This window comes from Nostoc foliaceum FACHB-393 (assembly GCF_014698505.1).
Taxonomy (GTDB): domain Bacteria; phylum Cyanobacteriota; class Cyanobacteriia; order Cyanobacteriales; family Nostocaceae; genus Nostoc; species Nostoc foliaceum_A.
The window spans coordinates 1-17,976 of record NZ_JACJTD010000024.1; the positions used below are offsets into that span (position 1 = coordinate 1).

Below are 17,976 nucleotides of genomic sequence, written 5' to 3' on the forward strand. Positions count from 1 at the left end.
TCAAATGCTTGACAGAAATCATCTACGTGGCAAAACAAAACATCTAAACTAAACATAGGACAGGTGCTGGATTTAACGCTATTTTCAGCTTACTACCTGTCCTTTTCCTTATCCCGAACTCAGGTTAACTATAAATAGGTGAAAAAATGACCCAAAAAATCATTTACGGAACAGTTTCTGAAGACGGAACAAAACAAAGTGGACAAGGGTTTGAAGTTCAATCAACGGATACAGGAACCTATGTAATTACTTTCCTAGAACCTTTTATTGAACCTCCCAGCATAGTAGCTACTTTGAAGGATTGGGGTGCTGATAATCAAATCATTGTTAAAGATATAACCCCAAGCAAGGCTCAAGTTAATATCTGGGATTTGGGAATTAAGCAACAATCAGGCGCAGGTTCTCCAGAACTGGCAGTTACCAAAGAAAAGTCTGCTTTTAATTTTATTGCGATTGGTGAAGGTAGTTAAGTAAGAAAGTTTTCCTAAATTTGATGTAGCGATCGCCCACATCTGAGTCACAAGTGTGGGCGATTCATTCTACAAAGAATTAACTAAACAACAGCAGATACTTGCTGCTTAAAGAAAGCTTGCAAGACTCTCTCTGCAATTTGATGGCTAGTTAAACCTAGTTCTGTTTTAGATTCATTGGGTTCAGCATGATCTACTAAGACATCTGGCACACCAAATCGTTTGACAGGAACGAGAATATCTGCATCCATTAAGGCTTCAGCGATCGCAGAACCAAAGCCACCCATAATACAACCTTCTTCTAAGGTTATGACGCGGCCAATTTTCTTAGCCAAAGGCAAAATCAACTCGGTATCCAAAGGCTTAACAAAACGGGCATTGATTACAGTTGCTTCAATGCCGTGTTCGCTGAGAATTTCAGCAGCTTGCATTCCTGGATAAACCATTGTGCCATAGGCGACGATTAACACGTCATCGCCTGTACGCAAAATTTCTCCTTTGCCGATTTCCAAAGGTTCCCAACCTTCTTCCATCAGGGGAACGCCATAGCCATTGCCACGAGGATAGCGCATAGCGATCGGGCCACTGGTATGGTTAACGCCAGTTACTACCATGCGTTGCAATTCTGCTTCGTCTTTAGGTGCCATTATTGCTATGTTGGGAATGCAACGCAGATAGGCAATGTCATACATGCCTTGGTGGGTGGGGCCATCAGATCCGACAATTCCTGCCCTATCTAAGCAGAAGAATACTGGCAGGTTTTGGATGCAGACATCGTGAATTATCTGGTCATAAGCCCGTTGCAGGAAGGTAGAATAAATGGCGGCAACGGGGCGCATACCCTGAGTTGCAAGTCCTGCTGCTAGGGTGATAGCGTGTTGTTCAGCAATGCCAACGTCAACATATTGATTGGGCAGTTTGGCTTGAAGTTTATCTAAGCCTGTCCCCGTTGCCATAGCCGCAGTAATACCGACGATTTTCGGGTTTTGTTCGGCAAGTTTCACTAGAGTGTGAGAAAAGACTTTGGCATAAGCCGGGGGTTTGGGTTTACTGGAAGGAATAGCTTTGCCAGTTGCGACGTTAAAGGGGCTTTGGGCGTGGTAGCCAACTTGATCTAATTCGGCAATTTCATAGCCTTTACCTTTGACTGTTGCTACATGTACCAAAACTGGGCCTGTTATCTGATGTGCCTGTTGGAAGGTGGCAATCAATTCTTCGAGATTATGCCCATCTACTGGCCCAATGTAGGTAAAGCCGAGTTCTTCAAAAACTGCACCTACCTTGGGAACAGCCAAACGTTTCATACCTTCTTTGATGCGTCCGAGTTCAGGAGACAAAGATTCACCCACGAAGGGAATTTGCTTAAATTGTTCCTCAAGATTATCTTTAATAAATTGCACCGGTTGGCTGAGGCGCATTTTGTTCAGATAGCGGGGAATCGCGCCGACGTTGCGAGATATAGACATGTCGTTGTCGTTGAGAACAACCAACAAGTTAGTTTTCGGCATGTGTCCGGCATGATTGATGGCTTCTAAAGCCATACCCCCAGTTAGCGCCCCATCCCCAATAACAGCAACGGCTTTAAATTTTTCACCTTTCAAGTCTCGTGCTAAAGCCATACCCAATGCTGCTGAAATACTTGTAGAAGCATGTCCAGCCCCAAAGTGATCAAACTTGTTTTCACAGAGTTTGAGATAACCTGCAACTCCGTCTTTTTGTCTGAGGGTGTGGAAGCGATCATAACGTCCGGTAAGGAGTTTGTGGGGATAAGCTTGGTGTCCTACATCCCAAATAACTTTATCCCGATCTAAGTCCAGTGTCTGGTAAAGTCCTAGTGTTAATTCGACAACACCCAACCCTGGCCCTAAGTGTCCACCATTAACTGCTACGGTTTGGAGATGCTTATCTCGAATCTGACGGGCAATCTGTTGCAGTTGGCGAACAGATAAACCGTGCAACTGATTAGGATGGGTGATTTCGCTCAGATGCATATTATAGGGTTTTCCTCTCTAATTTCAGGTTTTCGGTATTTTGATTTTCCCACGGTCGGGTTGTTCACATAATCAGACTCTTACATTGTTACTAAGTTGTAGCGGAAAGTATAACTTCGTAATTGATAATCATGAAAAATTTGTTACCCATTAACAATTCGCCAAAGCTAAGTTCTAATCAGCTAAAGCAATAACAGATTTGTCAATAAGTAATACTACTTAAAAATGCTCAACGACCCGTATAAAAATTAAGATATCTGAAGCAGCTTGCGGAAATTTCTTAAGTAGATCACTTACTTTTACCATTTCAAGCTACTACGAAAGAAAGCTAAATATCTCATTTTAACTATATGTTCAGCATATTTTCTGGCAAATATTTAGCAATTATTTCTTCTCTTATTAGTTAATAGCAGCTAATTTTTTCGGCGATCGCCAGTTCATCTGGGTACAAAAAATATGTATGTAAAAATACCCAATTTTTTTAGCTAAACTCAGTATTTTTTTTGTAAAATAATCTTTCTAAATTAATTATAAAATTTTGTCTTACTTCTTACATAACTAGCAAATAACATGATTGCAAGGATTATAGCACAGAGTGGGTAAATTAATCTGTGCAATAAATTTAGACTATCCTAAATTGTTTGTAAATAACAAGATTCCCGACTGATTAGAAAAGTCGGGAATCTAAGCCTTTCTATTTGAACAAAATCAAATAGGATTGCTATTTACCAAAAGCATCCTTGATATTATCAACAGTGCGCTCAACAACATTCTTTGTGTTGTCTACTGCTTCTTTAGTGCGAGCCGAATCTTCGTCTGCTCTTCTCTGAATTGTAGCCGCATCTCTCTTTGCTTTGCGTTCAGCAAAACTACCATTGTCTGTTGCTTGATCAACTTTACTGGCGTTACTTTTGGCAGCTTCCTTAACTTTATCTTTTGTATCTTCGATGAAATTTTTAGCTCGTCCAGCATCTTTACTGGTTTTTTCTTGAACTTTATCACCTACATCTGACGATGCAATCAAGGTTGTAGTAGGAGCAGCCATTGCTGAAGTGTTCGATAAAAATGCACCTTGCCAAACGAAAGCGATCGCTAACATACAAAACAGCGTTGTAGCCATCCAGCGTTTTACTGTAGAAAGCTGTTTTGTAACATAATTCAATTTCATAGAATACAATCTCATGTGACTTAGTATACTATTTCTACTTCATTTAGCTTATAAGCCATATCGATCTCTAGATAGAAGTTCTTGCGTCATTAGTTATTTAATGAATTCACTATTTTGATAGATTGAATTTTGAATAAAGATTTTTTTACTGGTAATTAAGCAGCGAATTAAACAGTTCAGAGATTTTAGGCATAGGCGTAGACGCGTAGCGGCTTGTCGTTAGACATCGCACCTAGAGAAAAGTTAGCGATCGCTTTTCAGTTAATTAACTTGCGATCGCTTAAGAAAGCATCACGCTGACATCAATTGCTGGAGGCGCTGTGGTTCCTCTCTTAGCCAATCTGGATTTTGGGCAGTGCTGTCAAAGATTGATGAGGTTTTGAAAGGCTCAAACTCGCCGCGTGATGACGCTTCTGTCGTTTTTGCTAAGAGCGATGTCTACGACGGGCTTCGCCTACGCACCTGCTCGTCGTTCATTGGCTGGAACGTCCGCACTGCTTCAAAAGCTTGGTCTAGAATCTCCATGCTGTCAATTCCGGTAATCACAACCGATGTCGGCAGATTCAAAGCATAGTGTAAACATTCAATTGGTGTTACAGTATTTGAGCGTAAAAGAATACTGTTTGCCAAGCTTTTCATCCCCAAAATGCCGATGGCAATTTGGGATGTTTGAGGTAAAGAATTGAGGGCACAGCATTGCTGTGCCCCGTAACATATTTGGTTCAAAAAAATGAAACCTGTTGTAAAACATTAACAATTATTTGCCACTATAGAAAAAGGCAATTTCTTTCTCTTTTAAGGGTGCGAAACCAGCATCTACAAGTAATTGGTCGAGTTCTGCTTGAGGAATATGTTTTGCGCCAATTCGCACAATGCGCGATCGCATCGTATTAGATACGCCACTGCGCTGTCTATTGCCTTCTAGGGCCATAACTTTACCATAAAGTTCTAGCTTGGCAGGTGGAATGGGAGAACCATCAAAATCAATTCCCTGTGCGATCGCTTCATCAATAGCATCAGCACCTGTGGTGGTTTGGTTTCCTGGGTTAGTTTCGGTAGGCATAGTAATTTACTCTTGTTCGCTATGGGTAGATTTTACCAGCCTTGCTGATACCAAACTTGCTTACTAGCTTTTTTGCTGCCGAAGATTATTTGCAATTCTTTAGGTGATACCAATTTGAAAAAAGAATGCGACAGATGGGTAAGGGCACAACATTGTTGTGCCCTTACGAATAATTGATGTGTCGTAAACATTATTTGAATTGGTATGAGAAATTTATCTTGATTAACTCTGTCTAATGATCTGAATCAAAAAACCTCTCCCTGATTTTACTACGCAAAACCGTCCCTCTCCGAGTCGGAGAGGGACAGACTTGAACTGAAGTTCAAGCAGGGAGAGGTTCGTCGAACTCACGCTAGACTAATCACGAACTTGTCGCGTCACCAAACCACCAACAAACGCCCCTAAAACTGTTCCTGTCCATAGTCCTGTTGTGCTACCTTGCCATATTGCTCCTGGTGTCATCCAAGCATTGCACATCTCTTTTAAACCCCAAGGTTGATTTTGACACTTTTGGCTATGCAACATTATGGTGATTTGCCCACTGGTGTAAGCACCAAAAAAACCTGACGATAGCGCCAAAAAAGTGCAAATTAAAATTCTGTTTTTAGTCATTAGTCAAAAACCAATGCCCCATTCTCAATCAACCTGTATTTCTCATCCCAGCTGCAATACCATTAATAGTTAATAATGCCCCTCGTAATAACTCGCCTTTGCTGTAACGAGAGTGGATGACTCCAGAAGTAGCATTAGTATTTAGGGACTGCCGTAGGCGCTTAAGTAGTGAAACTTGGATAAATCCCAAGGGTACAATTGTGCCATTGCGTAACTGCACAGATCGTTGCAATACAGGATCACCATCTAACAATTGATTGTGATCGGTGATTTTTAATACCAAATCTCTCGTGAGATAGAACTCGCTAGCAATTTGGTCAAAAACCTTGGCAAAACGAAGTTGATCTTCTGGTTTTGATAATTCCTGGACGTAGTGATGTGCCATTTGCATATCTACTTTTGCCAAGGTCATTTCGGCTTTAGAAATCACCATCTTGAAAAAGGGCCACTTAACGTAAAAGTAGCGTAGCAATTTCAAGTGTTCTTCTGGTTCTGCGTTCAAGAATTCTTGTAAAGCTGTGCCAACGCCATACCAGGAAGGAAGCAAAAAGCGGGTTTGCGTCCAGCTAAATACCCAAGGAATAGCTCGCAAACTGCTTAAATCTTTCTTACCAGATGGACGGCGGGCTGGACGGGAGCTGATTTGCAGTTGGCTAATTTCTTCAATTGGAGTTACTTGGTGGAAGAAGTCAACAAAATCAGGCTGTTCGTAGATTAAAGCACGATAATGTTGACGCGATCGCGCTGCCAATTCTTCCATAATCTCATTCCAGGGTTCAATATCATCAAACCCTGTCCGCAGCAGACTAGCTTGAATCACAGCAGTGGTGATGGTTTCCATGTGGTACAAAGCCAAGTCCAACAAGGAATATTTGGAAGCTAAAACTTCCCCTTGTTCGGTAATCTTGATTCGCCCATTAATACTATGACCCGGTTGAGCCAAAATCGCTTCGTAAGCAGGGCCGCCACCCCGCCCTACAGAACCGCCGCGTCCGTGGAAAATCCGCAAATTTAAATCATAGTTTTCGGCGATTTGTTGCAGTGATTTTTGGGCTTTATGAATTTCCCAGTTGCTGCTTAAAAAACCAGAGTCTTTGTTGCTGTCAGAATACCCCAGCATAACTTCTTGCAAGTTAGGGGTAAGGGGGGAGGAGGAAGCAGGGGAAGATGAATTTTCATCCACAACAGTCTCTGCTTTTGTTTGTTCGTAGCCGCCGGCTAACAAAGCGCGATATAACGGGAGTTCAAACAGTTTCCGCATGACGCTTCTGGAGCGTTGTAAATCTTCTACTGTTTCAAATAGGGGGACAACTTGAATAGTTCCGACAGCAATGGCGGGGTCAAAAAGTCTGGCTTCTTTGGCTAACAGCAGTACTTCTAGCACGTCGCTCACATCGCGGCACATGCTGATAATGTAAGTTTGGCAGATATTAAGACCAAATTCTTGTTGCAGCGATCGCACAACGCGAAAGGTTTCAATTACATCGTTAGTTTTTTCCGAAAATGGCAATTCTGCTGGAATTAATGGCCGGCGGGTTTGCAGTTCTCCTGTGAGCCAAGCGACTCTTTGCTCCTCGGATAGTTCGTTGTAAGGTTGAGGTAATATTTGCAGGTATTGCAGTATTTCATTCAGCGCATCGGCGTGACGGGATGATTCTTGGCGAATATCTAGCTGTGTCAAGTTAAAACCAAAAATTTCTACCTGACAGATCAGATTTTCTAATTCTCGACAACTTAAACCTGTTTCTGTTAAGTTGCGCTGAATCATCCGCAGTTCTGCTAAAAAATCGGCTCCCGAACGATACAGGGGACTATCTTGATTTTTTGGCGTTTCCCGATTGTACAAAGCTAGATTGCGATCACGAGTATTTTCTAGGCGTTTCAGCACATAAGCCAGTTTGAGCCGATATGGTTCTTGTCGATAACGCAGCGCCAGTGCATCGTATACCTCACTCAACTGGGACTGATCCAATTCTAGAGATTCCAGCAAATCTGGTAAGACATCACTCCAATGCATCGACACACTTAATAATTCAATCAGATTTTTCACTGACTGAATATATCTCCCCAGCACCATTTTGCGCTGATAGCAAGCTGTTTGCCAGGTGATTTCTGGTGTGACTGATGGGTTCCCATCCCTGTCTGAACCTACCCAGGAACCGAAAGAGCAAAAGTTTTTACTCGGTGGTTCTAGCCAAGGAAAGGTGTTGGACAGGGTGTGTTTGAAACGTTTATAAAGTTGAGGAATGCCATCAAATAAAACTTCTTGGAAGTAGTGGAGCGCATAATCTACTTCATCTAGCACTGTAGGTTTGAACTGGTGAAGTTCATCTGTACGCCACCACAGGCGAATTTCTTCAAGCAATTGTTCGCGGACATCTGCTGCTTCCCAAGCATATCCCCCGGTTGTAGCACCAAAATGGTTTTCTAAGGTATCCAGTTTTTGCAATAGTTGTACCACCTGTCGCTGCTTATCCCGGATGGTATGACGAACAATTTCTGTCGGGTGCGCTGTGAAAACTAAACGCACATCCAGATGTGCAATTAAACGTTGAATTTGCTGGGGTGGGACATTCTGTTTGAATAAATAGGGAAATAAGGCAGCGAAAGTTCCTTTTGGTTTGACTTGAGCTTTTTCTAGATAATTCTTTCTCAGCAAGTCTGCTGCTATTCCCCTGCTAACAGGCGCGTCATCTTCTCTTTGATTGGACGAATAATTGACATTGGAAGCTGTTTCTGGGTCTATTGCCTCTGTTTCTGCCTCATAGCGACTCAATTGCTGCCGTTGTTCGTATTCCTGCTCTATGATGTTAATCAACTGAAAATACAGAGCGAAAGCACGAGCCGCGCGAATTGCTTCGTTGATATTTAGTTGTTCAATCAATTTTACGGCTGAGGATGCTTGGTCATTTGTTGCTTGTCCTTCTGGTGAACACAAATCGCGCAACTGCCGCAACAAGTCTACCATGTTTTGACCGCATTCTTGCCGGAGAACTGACTCCCACAATTCTTCCACTACCTGGAGACGATGACGCAAAAATAATTCCGACACCGGGTATATATCCGCAGTTTGAGACGAAGAGTATAAAAGGGAACCCATATTCTCTATTGTTGTAAAGCTAATTACTGTTTACGCTTCTAGGATTTCTACTGAATGCTCACCGAGTTGTTCCTGAGCAAATAATTATTTGCTGTATATTTTCTAAGTTTGATTAGTTTCGTGATCCTCTGGGAAGTCGAGAATCGGTAGGCGATCGCCTCGAAATAATTCTTCACTGGCTTCCCCTATAGCTTCTAGTGCTCTTACTGTGGTTTTTCCTGTAATGAGCAGCAGTAATATAGACGCTGTACCTATTTGTAAAAGGAAAGATTGGGGAATGCTAAACAAATCCAGATTGGATGCGGGGTTAGTTGAAGGTTCTTGGTTGGCAGGAGGCATTGCTAATTCTTGGTTATGGGAATTAAGAGTAGAGACGCGATTAATCGCGTCTGTACAGGAGTTAAGATAACTCCAACAATAAAGGGATGGAGTTTTAATGAGATAAGCTTGTTGTTTGTTTCGCCCATTAGGGCCGTTCGCTTAGTGGGACGCGAGTCCGGCTTTAAACGACAAGTCATCAGCCAGTCATATAGAATTATTCTGACTCCTGGCTCCTAACTTCTAATTTATGACTCCCTATTAGTAAAATAAACGCAAAACTCAACATTAGTCAGACTTGCAACCTGTACAAGACTATCTTGGCCGATTTTGTGAGCTACGAAGGTAACAAAATTGTTAAAAAAAACCGTCAGAGTGTGATAGACCTATGGTTCTAGTTTACAAGTGCAGGCACTATCCCCCAACAATCGCTTCCTGTAAAGTTAACTTCCCATGAAAACAGTATTACCAGATCGCCAGCAATCCTTAGTGCAGTGGGTAAGCCAAGCAACAGGGATCAACACTTTTGGGGTGAAAGTCCGGTTACGGGGAAATGACCTTCATATTCTTTGTGAAGGTACAGAATGTCCGCAGCGTTGGCATACTTTGTCTGACTTGCTACAAGCACTACAGCAAACAAACTTAGATATCCTTACAAGCAACGAACAACCCTCAATATATCAAGTATTTGTCTATGGCCGGAAAAAAGGGGAACAGCGCCCCAAATGGTGCCATCGGGTTTACTTGAATCAAATAGATAAGCATCTGGAGCAGGTGGAGCAAGCCTTGCTAGCAGATTCGGAAAAATCAAAACAATCGGGTGGGGCACTGATTGTCTCTAACGAAAGTTTGGCACGCCAAGGGAACCCAGAGGCGATCGCTCGATATCTCAGCGAAACTCTGAGTACGTTAGGTGTATCAGTACAGGCAAAAATTAAGCCATATAAGCCAAAGAACTCTCAGCCGGAAGAAAATCGCCTGTGGATATTTTGCCATTCGAGCTATAGCCCTGATGCATCATTGCTTGCTGAACCAATAGCACAAAAGTTGCGTTATCTCAAGCTATCTGGCTACCAAGATGCAGTAATTGTTTCCCAAGTGAGTGGCGAAACTGCACCTGATTGGCTGCTAAGGGTAGATTTAACGCCACCAGAGGTAATGCTGAAGGAGTGGGCGCGTTGGGGAGATGTCCAAGCGATCGCTCGATTATTAACTGAGGTATTGTCAGGGTTAAAAGTTGGTGTCCAAGTTTCTCTGAAAGAATCAACACTACATATCTTTTGTATCCCAGCTTTTGATCCCTTAGGAACTGCGCCAATCCCCGACAAGGAAGTGTGCTTAGAAGCGATTTTACCCCAGCTAGAAGCGATCGCTCCTCAAGGCATTCTCGCCGCCACCGTATACGGGCAAAAAGCAGGCGAGCAACCCACTTGGATTGATTGGCTGGCTTTACCCGCTGCCAAGTATCCCGCCTTTGCCATATCACCCTTAGATTTGGCAAATACTGGCGATGAACCAGCCATCGTATTTTTACTGGAGCGCTTACTCAATCCTGACTTGGATTGGCGTTTATTGACAGGTGGAATTCGCATACTGCTACTAAACAAAAATGGTTTATTGCACATCATGTGTGATGCACCTGTTTGTCCAGCGCGTCAACAAGTAGCAAGTAAAATTACGCAGTTTATCCGCCATTTAAAAATTCCCGGTATTATGGGAGTACGTGTCTACGGTCGCCGGGCTGGGAATAAAGAACCTTTTTGGCATTATGGCGTTGATCTTGAACATCGCCAACGTTTAGTACCAGAAGCAACCCCAGAATTTGCTGCTACTTCTAAATACGTTAACGATTTAGTAACCTCTGAGACTAGTGAGCCAATTTTGCGCCCAGACTTAACGACAGAAGAAGTTCAAAGTTTTGTAACAGAAGTAGCGCGAGATTGGACGGCAACGGCGAGTGCAACCGCGAAAAAATTCCTGTTGAAAAGCCAGCTATTTACCGAAAGCCACCAGTCAGCAGAACAAAACCCTGATCTTCAAGGACTTAAGATTGCTTTAGTCTGGGGGACACTGGGATTATTGCTTACTCTCCAAACTGATTGGGTGTTGGGTCGAATTATTGCACGGAGTACGCCAAGTTCACCAAAAGTCGGTAATATCTCGCTCCCATCATCTTCTGGGCAAAAGGCATCTTTGACATCTGGGAAAACTCAGCAAGACAAAACGACATTCTTTAGCAGCACTTCCAAGACAAAATCTCCTCCAAATCAGAGTTCTGTATTTAATGCTTCTGAGTTCACTCAAAGTGATGATACTCCGACAAATAATTTGGCAGCCGCACCACTGAAAGAAAAAGCAACCGCTACTGCTATTCTTTTAGCAGCGCGATCGCAGATGCCAAGTTTCAATGTTAGGCAGTTAGACGAGCAACTAGCATTATATAAACAGCGTTTAGCTACAACTGGTAGTCCGCCGGATGTGTTAATTATTGGCTCCTCCCGCGCCCTCAGAGGAGTAGATCCAGCAGCGCTTTCTAAAGCTTTAGCCACTCAGGGCTATCCAAATATTGACGTGTTTAACTTTGGGATCAACGGTGCTACCGCACAAGTTGTAGACTTTGTGATTCGCCACGTACTGGAACCATCAGAACTGCCTAAAATAATTCTCTGGGCAGATGGTGCTCGTGCTTTCAACGGTGGACGCGAAGATATTACCTTTAAATCCATTGCGGCATCAGCTGGTTATAAACAAGCATTCCAAAAAACCCCAACAACTGCCAATAGCAGTGATTCCACTGAAAATACGGTAAATTCGGGACAACAAAAGACAAAGGAAGAAAAACAGGAGATTAGCGCCTATGAAGCTGTCAATCAGTCATTAAATCAGGCTCTAGCATCTCTTTCTGCTAGCTACCCAAACCGCGACCAAATTAAAAGCTTACTGCAAAAACAACTGCTGATACTTGGTCATAATCAGACAGTTGCATCACAAAGACAGCTAAAAGATGGTACTTCAGATGAGATTATTTCTCAACAAGCAGTTGATTTTGATGGCTTTCTACCTTTGTCTATTCGCTTCAATCCTGCTAGATACTATCAAAAACATTCTAGAGTTCCCGGAAATTACGACAACGACTATAAATCTTTCCAAGTAGAAGGACAGCAAGATGCTGCCTTTCAAGAAGTGCTTCAGTTTGCCCAGTCTCAGAAAATTTCCTTAGTGTTTGTCAACATGCCTCTCACAGGAGATTATCTAGATCCAGTGCGTAAACAACATGAGCAAGAATTTCAGGAATATATGTTGCGTCTAGCGACTAGTCCCAACTTTATTTATCGAGATTTGAGTCAACAGTGGCCAAAAGCAAATGACTACTTTTCTGACCCCAGCCACCTCAACCGCTTTGGGGCATACGAAGTCTCGAAAAAGCTGGCACATGACCCGATGATTCCCTGGCCAGTGAAGTAGGGAGGGGGGGACAAGGGGGACAAGGAGACAAGGGGACAAGGGGACAAGGGGACAAGGGGGACAAGGGGACAAGGGGGACAAGGGGACAAGGGAAATAACCATGCCCCATGCTCCATCACTAATAACTAATAACTAATGACTAAAAAATGAACTTTATATCAATTTTCTATGGGCTGTTCTTGTTGAGTGTGCTAGGAATTTATTGGTCTTTAGCACAACAGAAATTGCGATTGTGGACGTTGCTAATTGCCAGCTTGGTTTTCTACGCATCTTTGCATATCCAGTACATACCCTTACTATTAGCATTGACGTTTATTAATTTCCGTGTGGGGCTAGAGATTGGTAAAAATACATCACCGGGAAAACATTCTCTTGACTGGCAAATTTCTAATGAAGAGTGGCAATTTGCCCAAGGTGACTGGAATCGTCGTCGTCTAAAACTTTTGTGGTTGGGGATAATTATAAATGTTTTACTGTTATTAGGTTTTAAGTATTTTACCCCTTTAATCAAGTTTGTTTTTCATGTGCAAACAAACTCACCAGATAGCTCTTTTAAGTTGATTGCACCCTTAGGAATTTCATTTTTTACCTTTGAATGCATTGCCTATTTAATAGATGTCTATCGTGGTGCTCCTGCTACTGAGAAGTTTCTCAAATTTGCCACCTATAAATTATTCTTCGTCAAACTTATTTCAGGCCCAATTACGCGCTACCACAACTTAGCAAATCAATTTAATACACTAGACTTCCCCAGTAGCGATAGAGTAGCTGAGGCGCTGTGGTTAATTGCTAGGGGTGCAGTCAAAAAAGGTATTTTGGCAGACCACCTTGGTATTTTTGTCGATTTATGTTTTGGTAACCTACAACGGGCAGGTAGTACCGATCTGTGGTTAGCTACATTCGCCTACGGTTTGCAGTTATATCTAGATTTCAACGGTTACGTAGACATTGCCCGTGGTAGTGCTATGCTTTTCGGCTTGGTTCTACCTGAGAATTTCGACTTTCCTTACTTCAGCACCAATATTTCAGAATTTTGGCGGCGCTGGCACATGACTCTAGGAGATTGGCTACGTAATTATGTCTACTTTCCTTTGGGTGGTTCCCGTCGGGGTTTAGTCCGTACCTGCTGGAATTTATTTCTTGTGATGCTAATCGCTGGTATCTGGCACGGTGCTGCCTTGGGCTATGTAGTTTGGGGAATATTCCACGGGTTAGCCTTGGTGGTTCATCGACTTACAGATACTATGAGCGATCGCTTTGAAAATCTAGAACAATTCTGGCAAAATCCTCTGGGTATCTTTGTCGCTTGGTTATTGACCCAACTGATGGTTTTTACCTCTTGGATTTGGTTCCGCCTACCTAATCTCCAAGATTCTTCTTTGGTAATTCGGCATCTTTGGGGTTATCCTGCTGACGCGCAGTTTGCTCAAAAGGTTTATGTGGATGCTTTAAATATCAGCCAATACCAACTTACTTGGATACTTCTAGCTTTAGCTGCCCTGATGGCTGTAGTCTATGCCTTCAACCGAATGCTGAAGTTAGAGTTTAACTGGCCCCTTAAGCTTGTCTTCGTCCCCCTATGTTTCTACGCTGTTTGGTTATTAGCTCCTGAAGGCAGTTTGCCCTACATCTATTTTGATTTTTAAGTTTCTACAAACAATCAACAGAAACATAAGACAACTTAAGTAAGTCGATGCAATAAAACCAAACTATGTAAATAAAAGTAAATAAAGCTCAAACTCTTTCTCTCCCTGCTCCCTGCTCCCTGCCCCCTGCCCCCTGCCTTATTGCAACAATAATTATTTACGCCGACTTACTTACAACTTATTATTTCGTTACATATCAACAAAACTTAAAATTTTTCCAGCAGGCTATTTGTAAAGGAATGTAAAGAGTAAAGAATTAGGCGATCGCGTCATTGAAACTTATATCTAGTTTCGTATTGAAAGGGCTTACAAAGCTTCAATTCATTACTTTTATCACTATTGTTTATAGTATGAAAACTTTACAGTTCGATGAGCTTTTTAAAGTATTCTGTTACAGAATATTAAGTCAAAGATCGCCTCAAAGTAAATTCATGTAGACTGTGTTTCAACAGGCAAAAAATAAATCTGCTTGTTCCATATTTAACAACCCATAGCACTTATAAAACAATGACCACAACCTTACAACGGCGCTCCGGCGCTAACGTATGGGATCGCTTTTGCGAGTGGATCACCAGCACTGACAACCGCATATATGTTGGTTGGTTTGGTGTACTGATGATCCCAACCCTACTAGCTGCTACTGCTTGCTTCGTAATCGCCTTTATCGCGGCACCTCCAGTAGACATCGATGGTATCCGCGAACCAGTTGCAGGTTCCTTGATCTACGGAAACAACATCATCTCTGGTGCAGTTGTTCCTTCCTCCAACGCCATCGGCTTGCACTTCTACCCAATTTGGGAAGCTGCTTCCTTAGATGAGTGGTTGTACAACGGTGGCCCTTACCAGTTGGTAGTTTTCCACTTCTTGATCGGTTGCGCTTGCTACCTCGGTCGTCAGTGGGAACTTTCTTACCGCTTAGGTATGCGTCCTTGGATCTGCGTAGCTTACAGCGCACCTTTGGCTTCCGCTACCGCAGTATTCTTGATCTACCCAATCGGTCAAGGTTCATTCTCAGATGGTATGCCTTTGGGTATCTCTGGAACCTTCAACTTCATGATTGTGTTCCAAGCAGAACACAACATTTTGATGCACCCCTTCCACATGTTAGGTGTGGCTGGTGTATTCGGCGGTTCATTGTTCTCTGCAATGCACGGTTCACTAGTAACCTCTTCTTTGGTGCGTGAAACCACCGAAACCGAATCGCAAAACTACGGTTACAAATTCGGTCAAGAAGAAGAAACCTACAACATCGTTGCAGCCCACGGCTACTTCGGTCGTCTAATCTTCCAATACGCTTCTTTCAACAACAGCCGTTCACTGCACTTCTTCTTAGCAGCTTGGCCTGTCGTCGGTATCTGGTTCACCGCTTTGGGTATCAGCACGATGGCATTCAACCTGAACGGTTTCAACTTCAACCAATCAGTAATTGACTCCCAAGGTCGCGTTATCAGCACTTGGGCAGACGTAATCAACCGCGCTAACTTGGGTATGGAAGTAATGCACGAGCGTAACGCTCACAACTTCCCCCTAGACTTAGCTGCTGGTGAAGTTACTCCTGTAGCAATGACTGCTCCTGCTATTAACGGTTAATTCTGAAGATTAGCTAAATAAAAAGCGCCTTCCAGAAATGGAGGGCGCTTTTTAATTGTAATTATTTTAAAACGGAGCGTTTAATAAATCCTGTAGTAGATTTTGGTCTATAGCGTATTAAATAAGAAAGATTTTTGAAGCTTGTCGTACTCCTATGAGAAAGCAAGCTATGTGCAGCAGCTACCACACGAGAAAACATGGCGCTTCACTATGTTAGATTCAAGCTACAACTCCTGCGGATGAGGAATCAGGTAATGGCTGCTTCTGTGGAACATGGCTTAAATAATAGCGCTTTTATTCCTCCCTTAGAAAGTGGCGATCGCTTAACCCGCCACGAATTCGAGCGTCGTTATACAGCAATGCCCCATAAAAAAGCAGAATTAATCGAAGGAGTCGTTTACGTGGCATCACCCCTGCGTTTTAGAAGTCATGGCCAACCTCATGGACAGTTAATTACCTGGTTGGGAGTTTATCAAGTTTCCACTCCAGGGGTAGCGCTAGGTGACAATGCTACCGTGCGCTTGGATTTAGACAATGAACCACAGCCTGATGTTTTGCTGTTGATAGATAAACCAGCCAGGGGACAGGCACACATCAGTGAAGATGATTACGTAGAAGGTGCACCAGAATTAGTAGCAGAAGTATCAGCCAGTAGTGCATCTATTGATTTGTACGACAAAAAACGCGCCTATCGGCGCAACGGAGTGCAGGAATATATAGTTTGGCAGACTTTAGAGAATAAACTCGACTGGTTCTGTTTGCAAAATGGTGAATATTTGCCACTCGTGGCTGATGCAAATGATGTGATTAAAAGTAGGGTATTTCCAGGTTTGTGGTTAGCTGTCACCTCACTAATTACAGGAGACATGACGAAAGTTTTAGCAGTACTGCAACAAGGGTTAAACTCAACAGAACATGCTGAGTTTGTTGAGAGTTTAACTTAGCAAAACTTAAAAATAATATCTTGAAAAATACAAATTATTAATGTAAAACCTGATATTAGGAGCCGGGAAAGTTTTCCTTTTTTTCATACAGTCTCCCTGAGGAAGTTAGCTAACAGCATTTGTGGTGTGATGTAATTCCAGAGAGTCCCGGCTATTAGGGAGAAGGTATTTGGCGAAAGCTTTTGAAAACAGCTTGATTCTCAATTCCTGAAAATTAGGAAAGTTTGTTGTCAGCGATTTATAAACAACACAGTTATGACCACAACTCTAGAAAGAAGAGAAAGCGGCAACCTGTGGGATCGTTTTTGTCAATGGATTACTAGCACCGACAATCGACTTTATATCGGCTGGTTCGGCGTTTTAATGATTCCTACCCTATTGACCGCTACCATCTGTTTCATTATTGCCTTTATTGCTGCACCACCTGTCGATATTGACGGCATTCGGGAGCCAGTTTCTGGTTCTTTATTATACGGCAATAACATTATCACTGGTGCTGTTGTACCCACATCTAATGCCATTGGTTTGCACTTTTACCCAATTTGGGAAGCTGCTTCAATGGATGAATGGCTCTACAACGGCGGCCCTTATCAGCTCATTGTCTTGCACTTTTTGATTGGTATCTTCTGCTGGCTCGGTCGGCAATGGGAGTTAAGCTATCGTCTGGGGATGCGTCCTTGGATTTGTGTGGCTTACTCTGCTCCCGTAGCTGCTGCGACTTCGGTTTTTTTAATTTACCCAATTGGTCAAGGTAGCTTTTCTGACGGGATGCCTTTGGGCATTAGCGGCACATTTAACTTCATGTTCGTGTTCCAAGCCGAGCATAACATCCTCATGCACCCATTCCATCAACTGGGTGTAGCTGCGGTGTTCGGTGGTGCGCTGTTCTGTGCGATGCATGGTTCTTTGGTGACTTCTTCTTTAGTTAGGGAGACCACTGAAAGTGAATCTCAAAACTACGGATACAAGTTTGGACAAGAACAAGAAACCTATAGCATTGTGGCGGCTCACGGTTACTTTGGGCGGTTAATCTGGCAATATGCCAGCTTTAACAACTCGCGTTCTTTGCACTTTTTCTTGGCTGCTTGGCCTGTAGTTGGTATCTGGTTGACGGCATTGGGCATCAGTACGATGGCGTTCAACCTCAACGGGTTCAACTTTAACCAATCAATTCTTGACTCCAAAGGTCGTGTAATTAATACATGGGCAGATGTGCTAAACCGTGCCAATCTGGGTATAGAAGTAATGCACGAGCGGAATGCTCACAACTTCCCCCTGGATTTGGCTGCTGGTGAGGCAGTACCTGTGGCTTTGCAAGCGCCTGTAATTTATAGCTAATACTTAAGTCTTAGCAAAATCAAAACCGCTCTCTGGAAACAGAGGGCGGTTTTTCGTATGTCTAAACCAATACGCTTGGGTTAAGGGCTACTAGCAAAAATTTTGGGTTTCTGAGTTTTTGAGACGCGACAAATCGCCGTCTCTACAAGTTTTTTGGTTTTATCTGAACTGTATAGATGTCTAAACAGGTGCTTCAGTGAACTTATATTTACTTAAATTTCTGCTCTTTTGGTACGGGATATCCTCTATACTCAAAAATATTTTTAATTAC

The 17,976-nt window shown here is 42.8% G+C and carries 12 protein-coding genes and 1 pseudogene; 6 read left to right on the forward strand and 7 right to left on the reverse strand.

Annotated features, from left to right (window positions below):
• Nucleotides 1-146 precede the first annotated feature (146 nt).
• The gene (locus tag H6G92_RS20010; protein WP_190895352.1) at nucleotides 147-470 is read left to right on the forward strand and encodes a hypothetical protein; all 324 of its coding nucleotides are present in this window, start codon (nucleotides 147-149) and stop codon (nucleotides 468-470) included.
• A gap of 83 nt (nucleotides 471-553) precedes the next feature.
• Here H6G92_RS20010 and dxs read toward each other — a convergent pair whose 3' ends face one another.
• From dxs to H6G92_RS20045, 7 genes and pseudogenes are all read right to left on the reverse strand, one after another.
• Nucleotides 554-2,461, reverse strand: coding sequence for a 1-deoxy-D-xylulose-5-phosphate synthase (gene dxs / locus H6G92_RS20015; protein ID WP_190895353.1), 1,908 nt, complete (start codon nucleotides 2,459-2,461; stop codon nucleotides 554-556).
• Between the two features lie 721 nt (nucleotides 2,462-3,182).
• Nucleotides 3,183-3,629 (reverse strand): hypothetical protein, encoded by a 447-nt coding sequence (locus tag H6G92_RS20020; protein ID WP_190895354.1) that lies wholly within the window; start codon nucleotides 3,627-3,629, stop codon nucleotides 3,183-3,185.
• A 291-nt stretch (nucleotides 3,630-3,920) separates the two neighbouring features.
• Nucleotides 3,921-4,283 (reverse strand): annotated as a pseudogene (locus tag H6G92_RS20025) (aldo/keto reductase); the annotation flags it as partial.
• A gap of 103 nt (nucleotides 4,284-4,386) precedes the next feature.
• On the reverse strand, nucleotides 4,387-4,692 hold the full coding sequence (locus H6G92_RS20030; protein WP_100898458.1) for a small RNA NsiR4-regulated ssr1528 family protein: 306 nt from the start codon (nucleotides 4,690-4,692) through the stop codon (nucleotides 4,387-4,389).
• Nucleotides 4,693-5,049: 357 nt separating this feature from the next.
• Nucleotides 5,050-5,304, reverse strand: coding sequence for a hypothetical protein (locus tag H6G92_RS20035; protein ID WP_190895355.1), 255 nt, complete (start codon nucleotides 5,302-5,304; stop codon nucleotides 5,050-5,052).
• Nucleotides 5,305-5,332: 28 nt separating this feature from the next.
• Nucleotides 5,333-8,404 (reverse strand): phosphoenolpyruvate carboxylase, encoded by a 3,072-nt coding sequence (gene ppc, locus H6G92_RS20040; RefSeq protein WP_190895356.1) that lies wholly within the window; start codon nucleotides 8,402-8,404, stop codon nucleotides 5,333-5,335.
• A gap of 102 nt (nucleotides 8,405-8,506) precedes the next feature.
• On the reverse strand, nucleotides 8,507-8,743 hold the full coding sequence (locus H6G92_RS20045; RefSeq protein ID WP_190895357.1) for a hypothetical protein: 237 nt from the start codon (nucleotides 8,741-8,743) through the stop codon (nucleotides 8,507-8,509).
• Between the two features lie 432 nt (nucleotides 8,744-9,175).
• Here H6G92_RS20045 and H6G92_RS20050 point away from each other — a divergent pair, with 432 nt between their 5' ends.
• From H6G92_RS20050 to psbA (H6G92_RS20070), 5 genes are all read left to right on the forward strand, one after another.
• Nucleotides 9,176-12,187, forward strand: a complete 3,012-nt coding sequence (locus tag H6G92_RS20050; protein WP_190895358.1) for a DUF1574 family protein — start codon at nucleotides 9,176-9,178, stop codon at nucleotides 12,185-12,187.
• Between the two features lie 146 nt (nucleotides 12,188-12,333).
• On the forward strand, nucleotides 12,334-13,833 hold the full coding sequence (locus H6G92_RS20055) for an MBOAT family O-acyltransferase (RefSeq protein ID WP_190895359.1): 1,500 nt from the start codon (nucleotides 12,334-12,336) through the stop codon (nucleotides 13,831-13,833).
• A gap of 507 nt (nucleotides 13,834-14,340) precedes the next feature.
• Nucleotides 14,341-15,423, forward strand: a complete 1,083-nt coding sequence (gene psbA, locus H6G92_RS20060; protein ID WP_190895360.1) for a photosystem II q(b) protein — start codon at nucleotides 14,341-14,343, stop codon at nucleotides 15,421-15,423.
• Between the two features lie 254 nt (nucleotides 15,424-15,677).
• Entirely contained in the window at nucleotides 15,678-16,367 is a 690-nt protein-coding gene (locus H6G92_RS20065; RefSeq protein WP_190895442.1) for a Uma2 family endonuclease, read from the forward strand.
• Nucleotides 16,368-16,622: 255 nt separating this feature from the next.
• Entirely contained in the window at nucleotides 16,623-17,705 is a 1,083-nt protein-coding gene (gene psbA, locus H6G92_RS20070) for a photosystem II q(b) protein (protein WP_190895361.1), read from the forward strand.
• The last annotated feature ends 271 nt before the right edge of the window (nucleotides 17,706-17,976 follow it).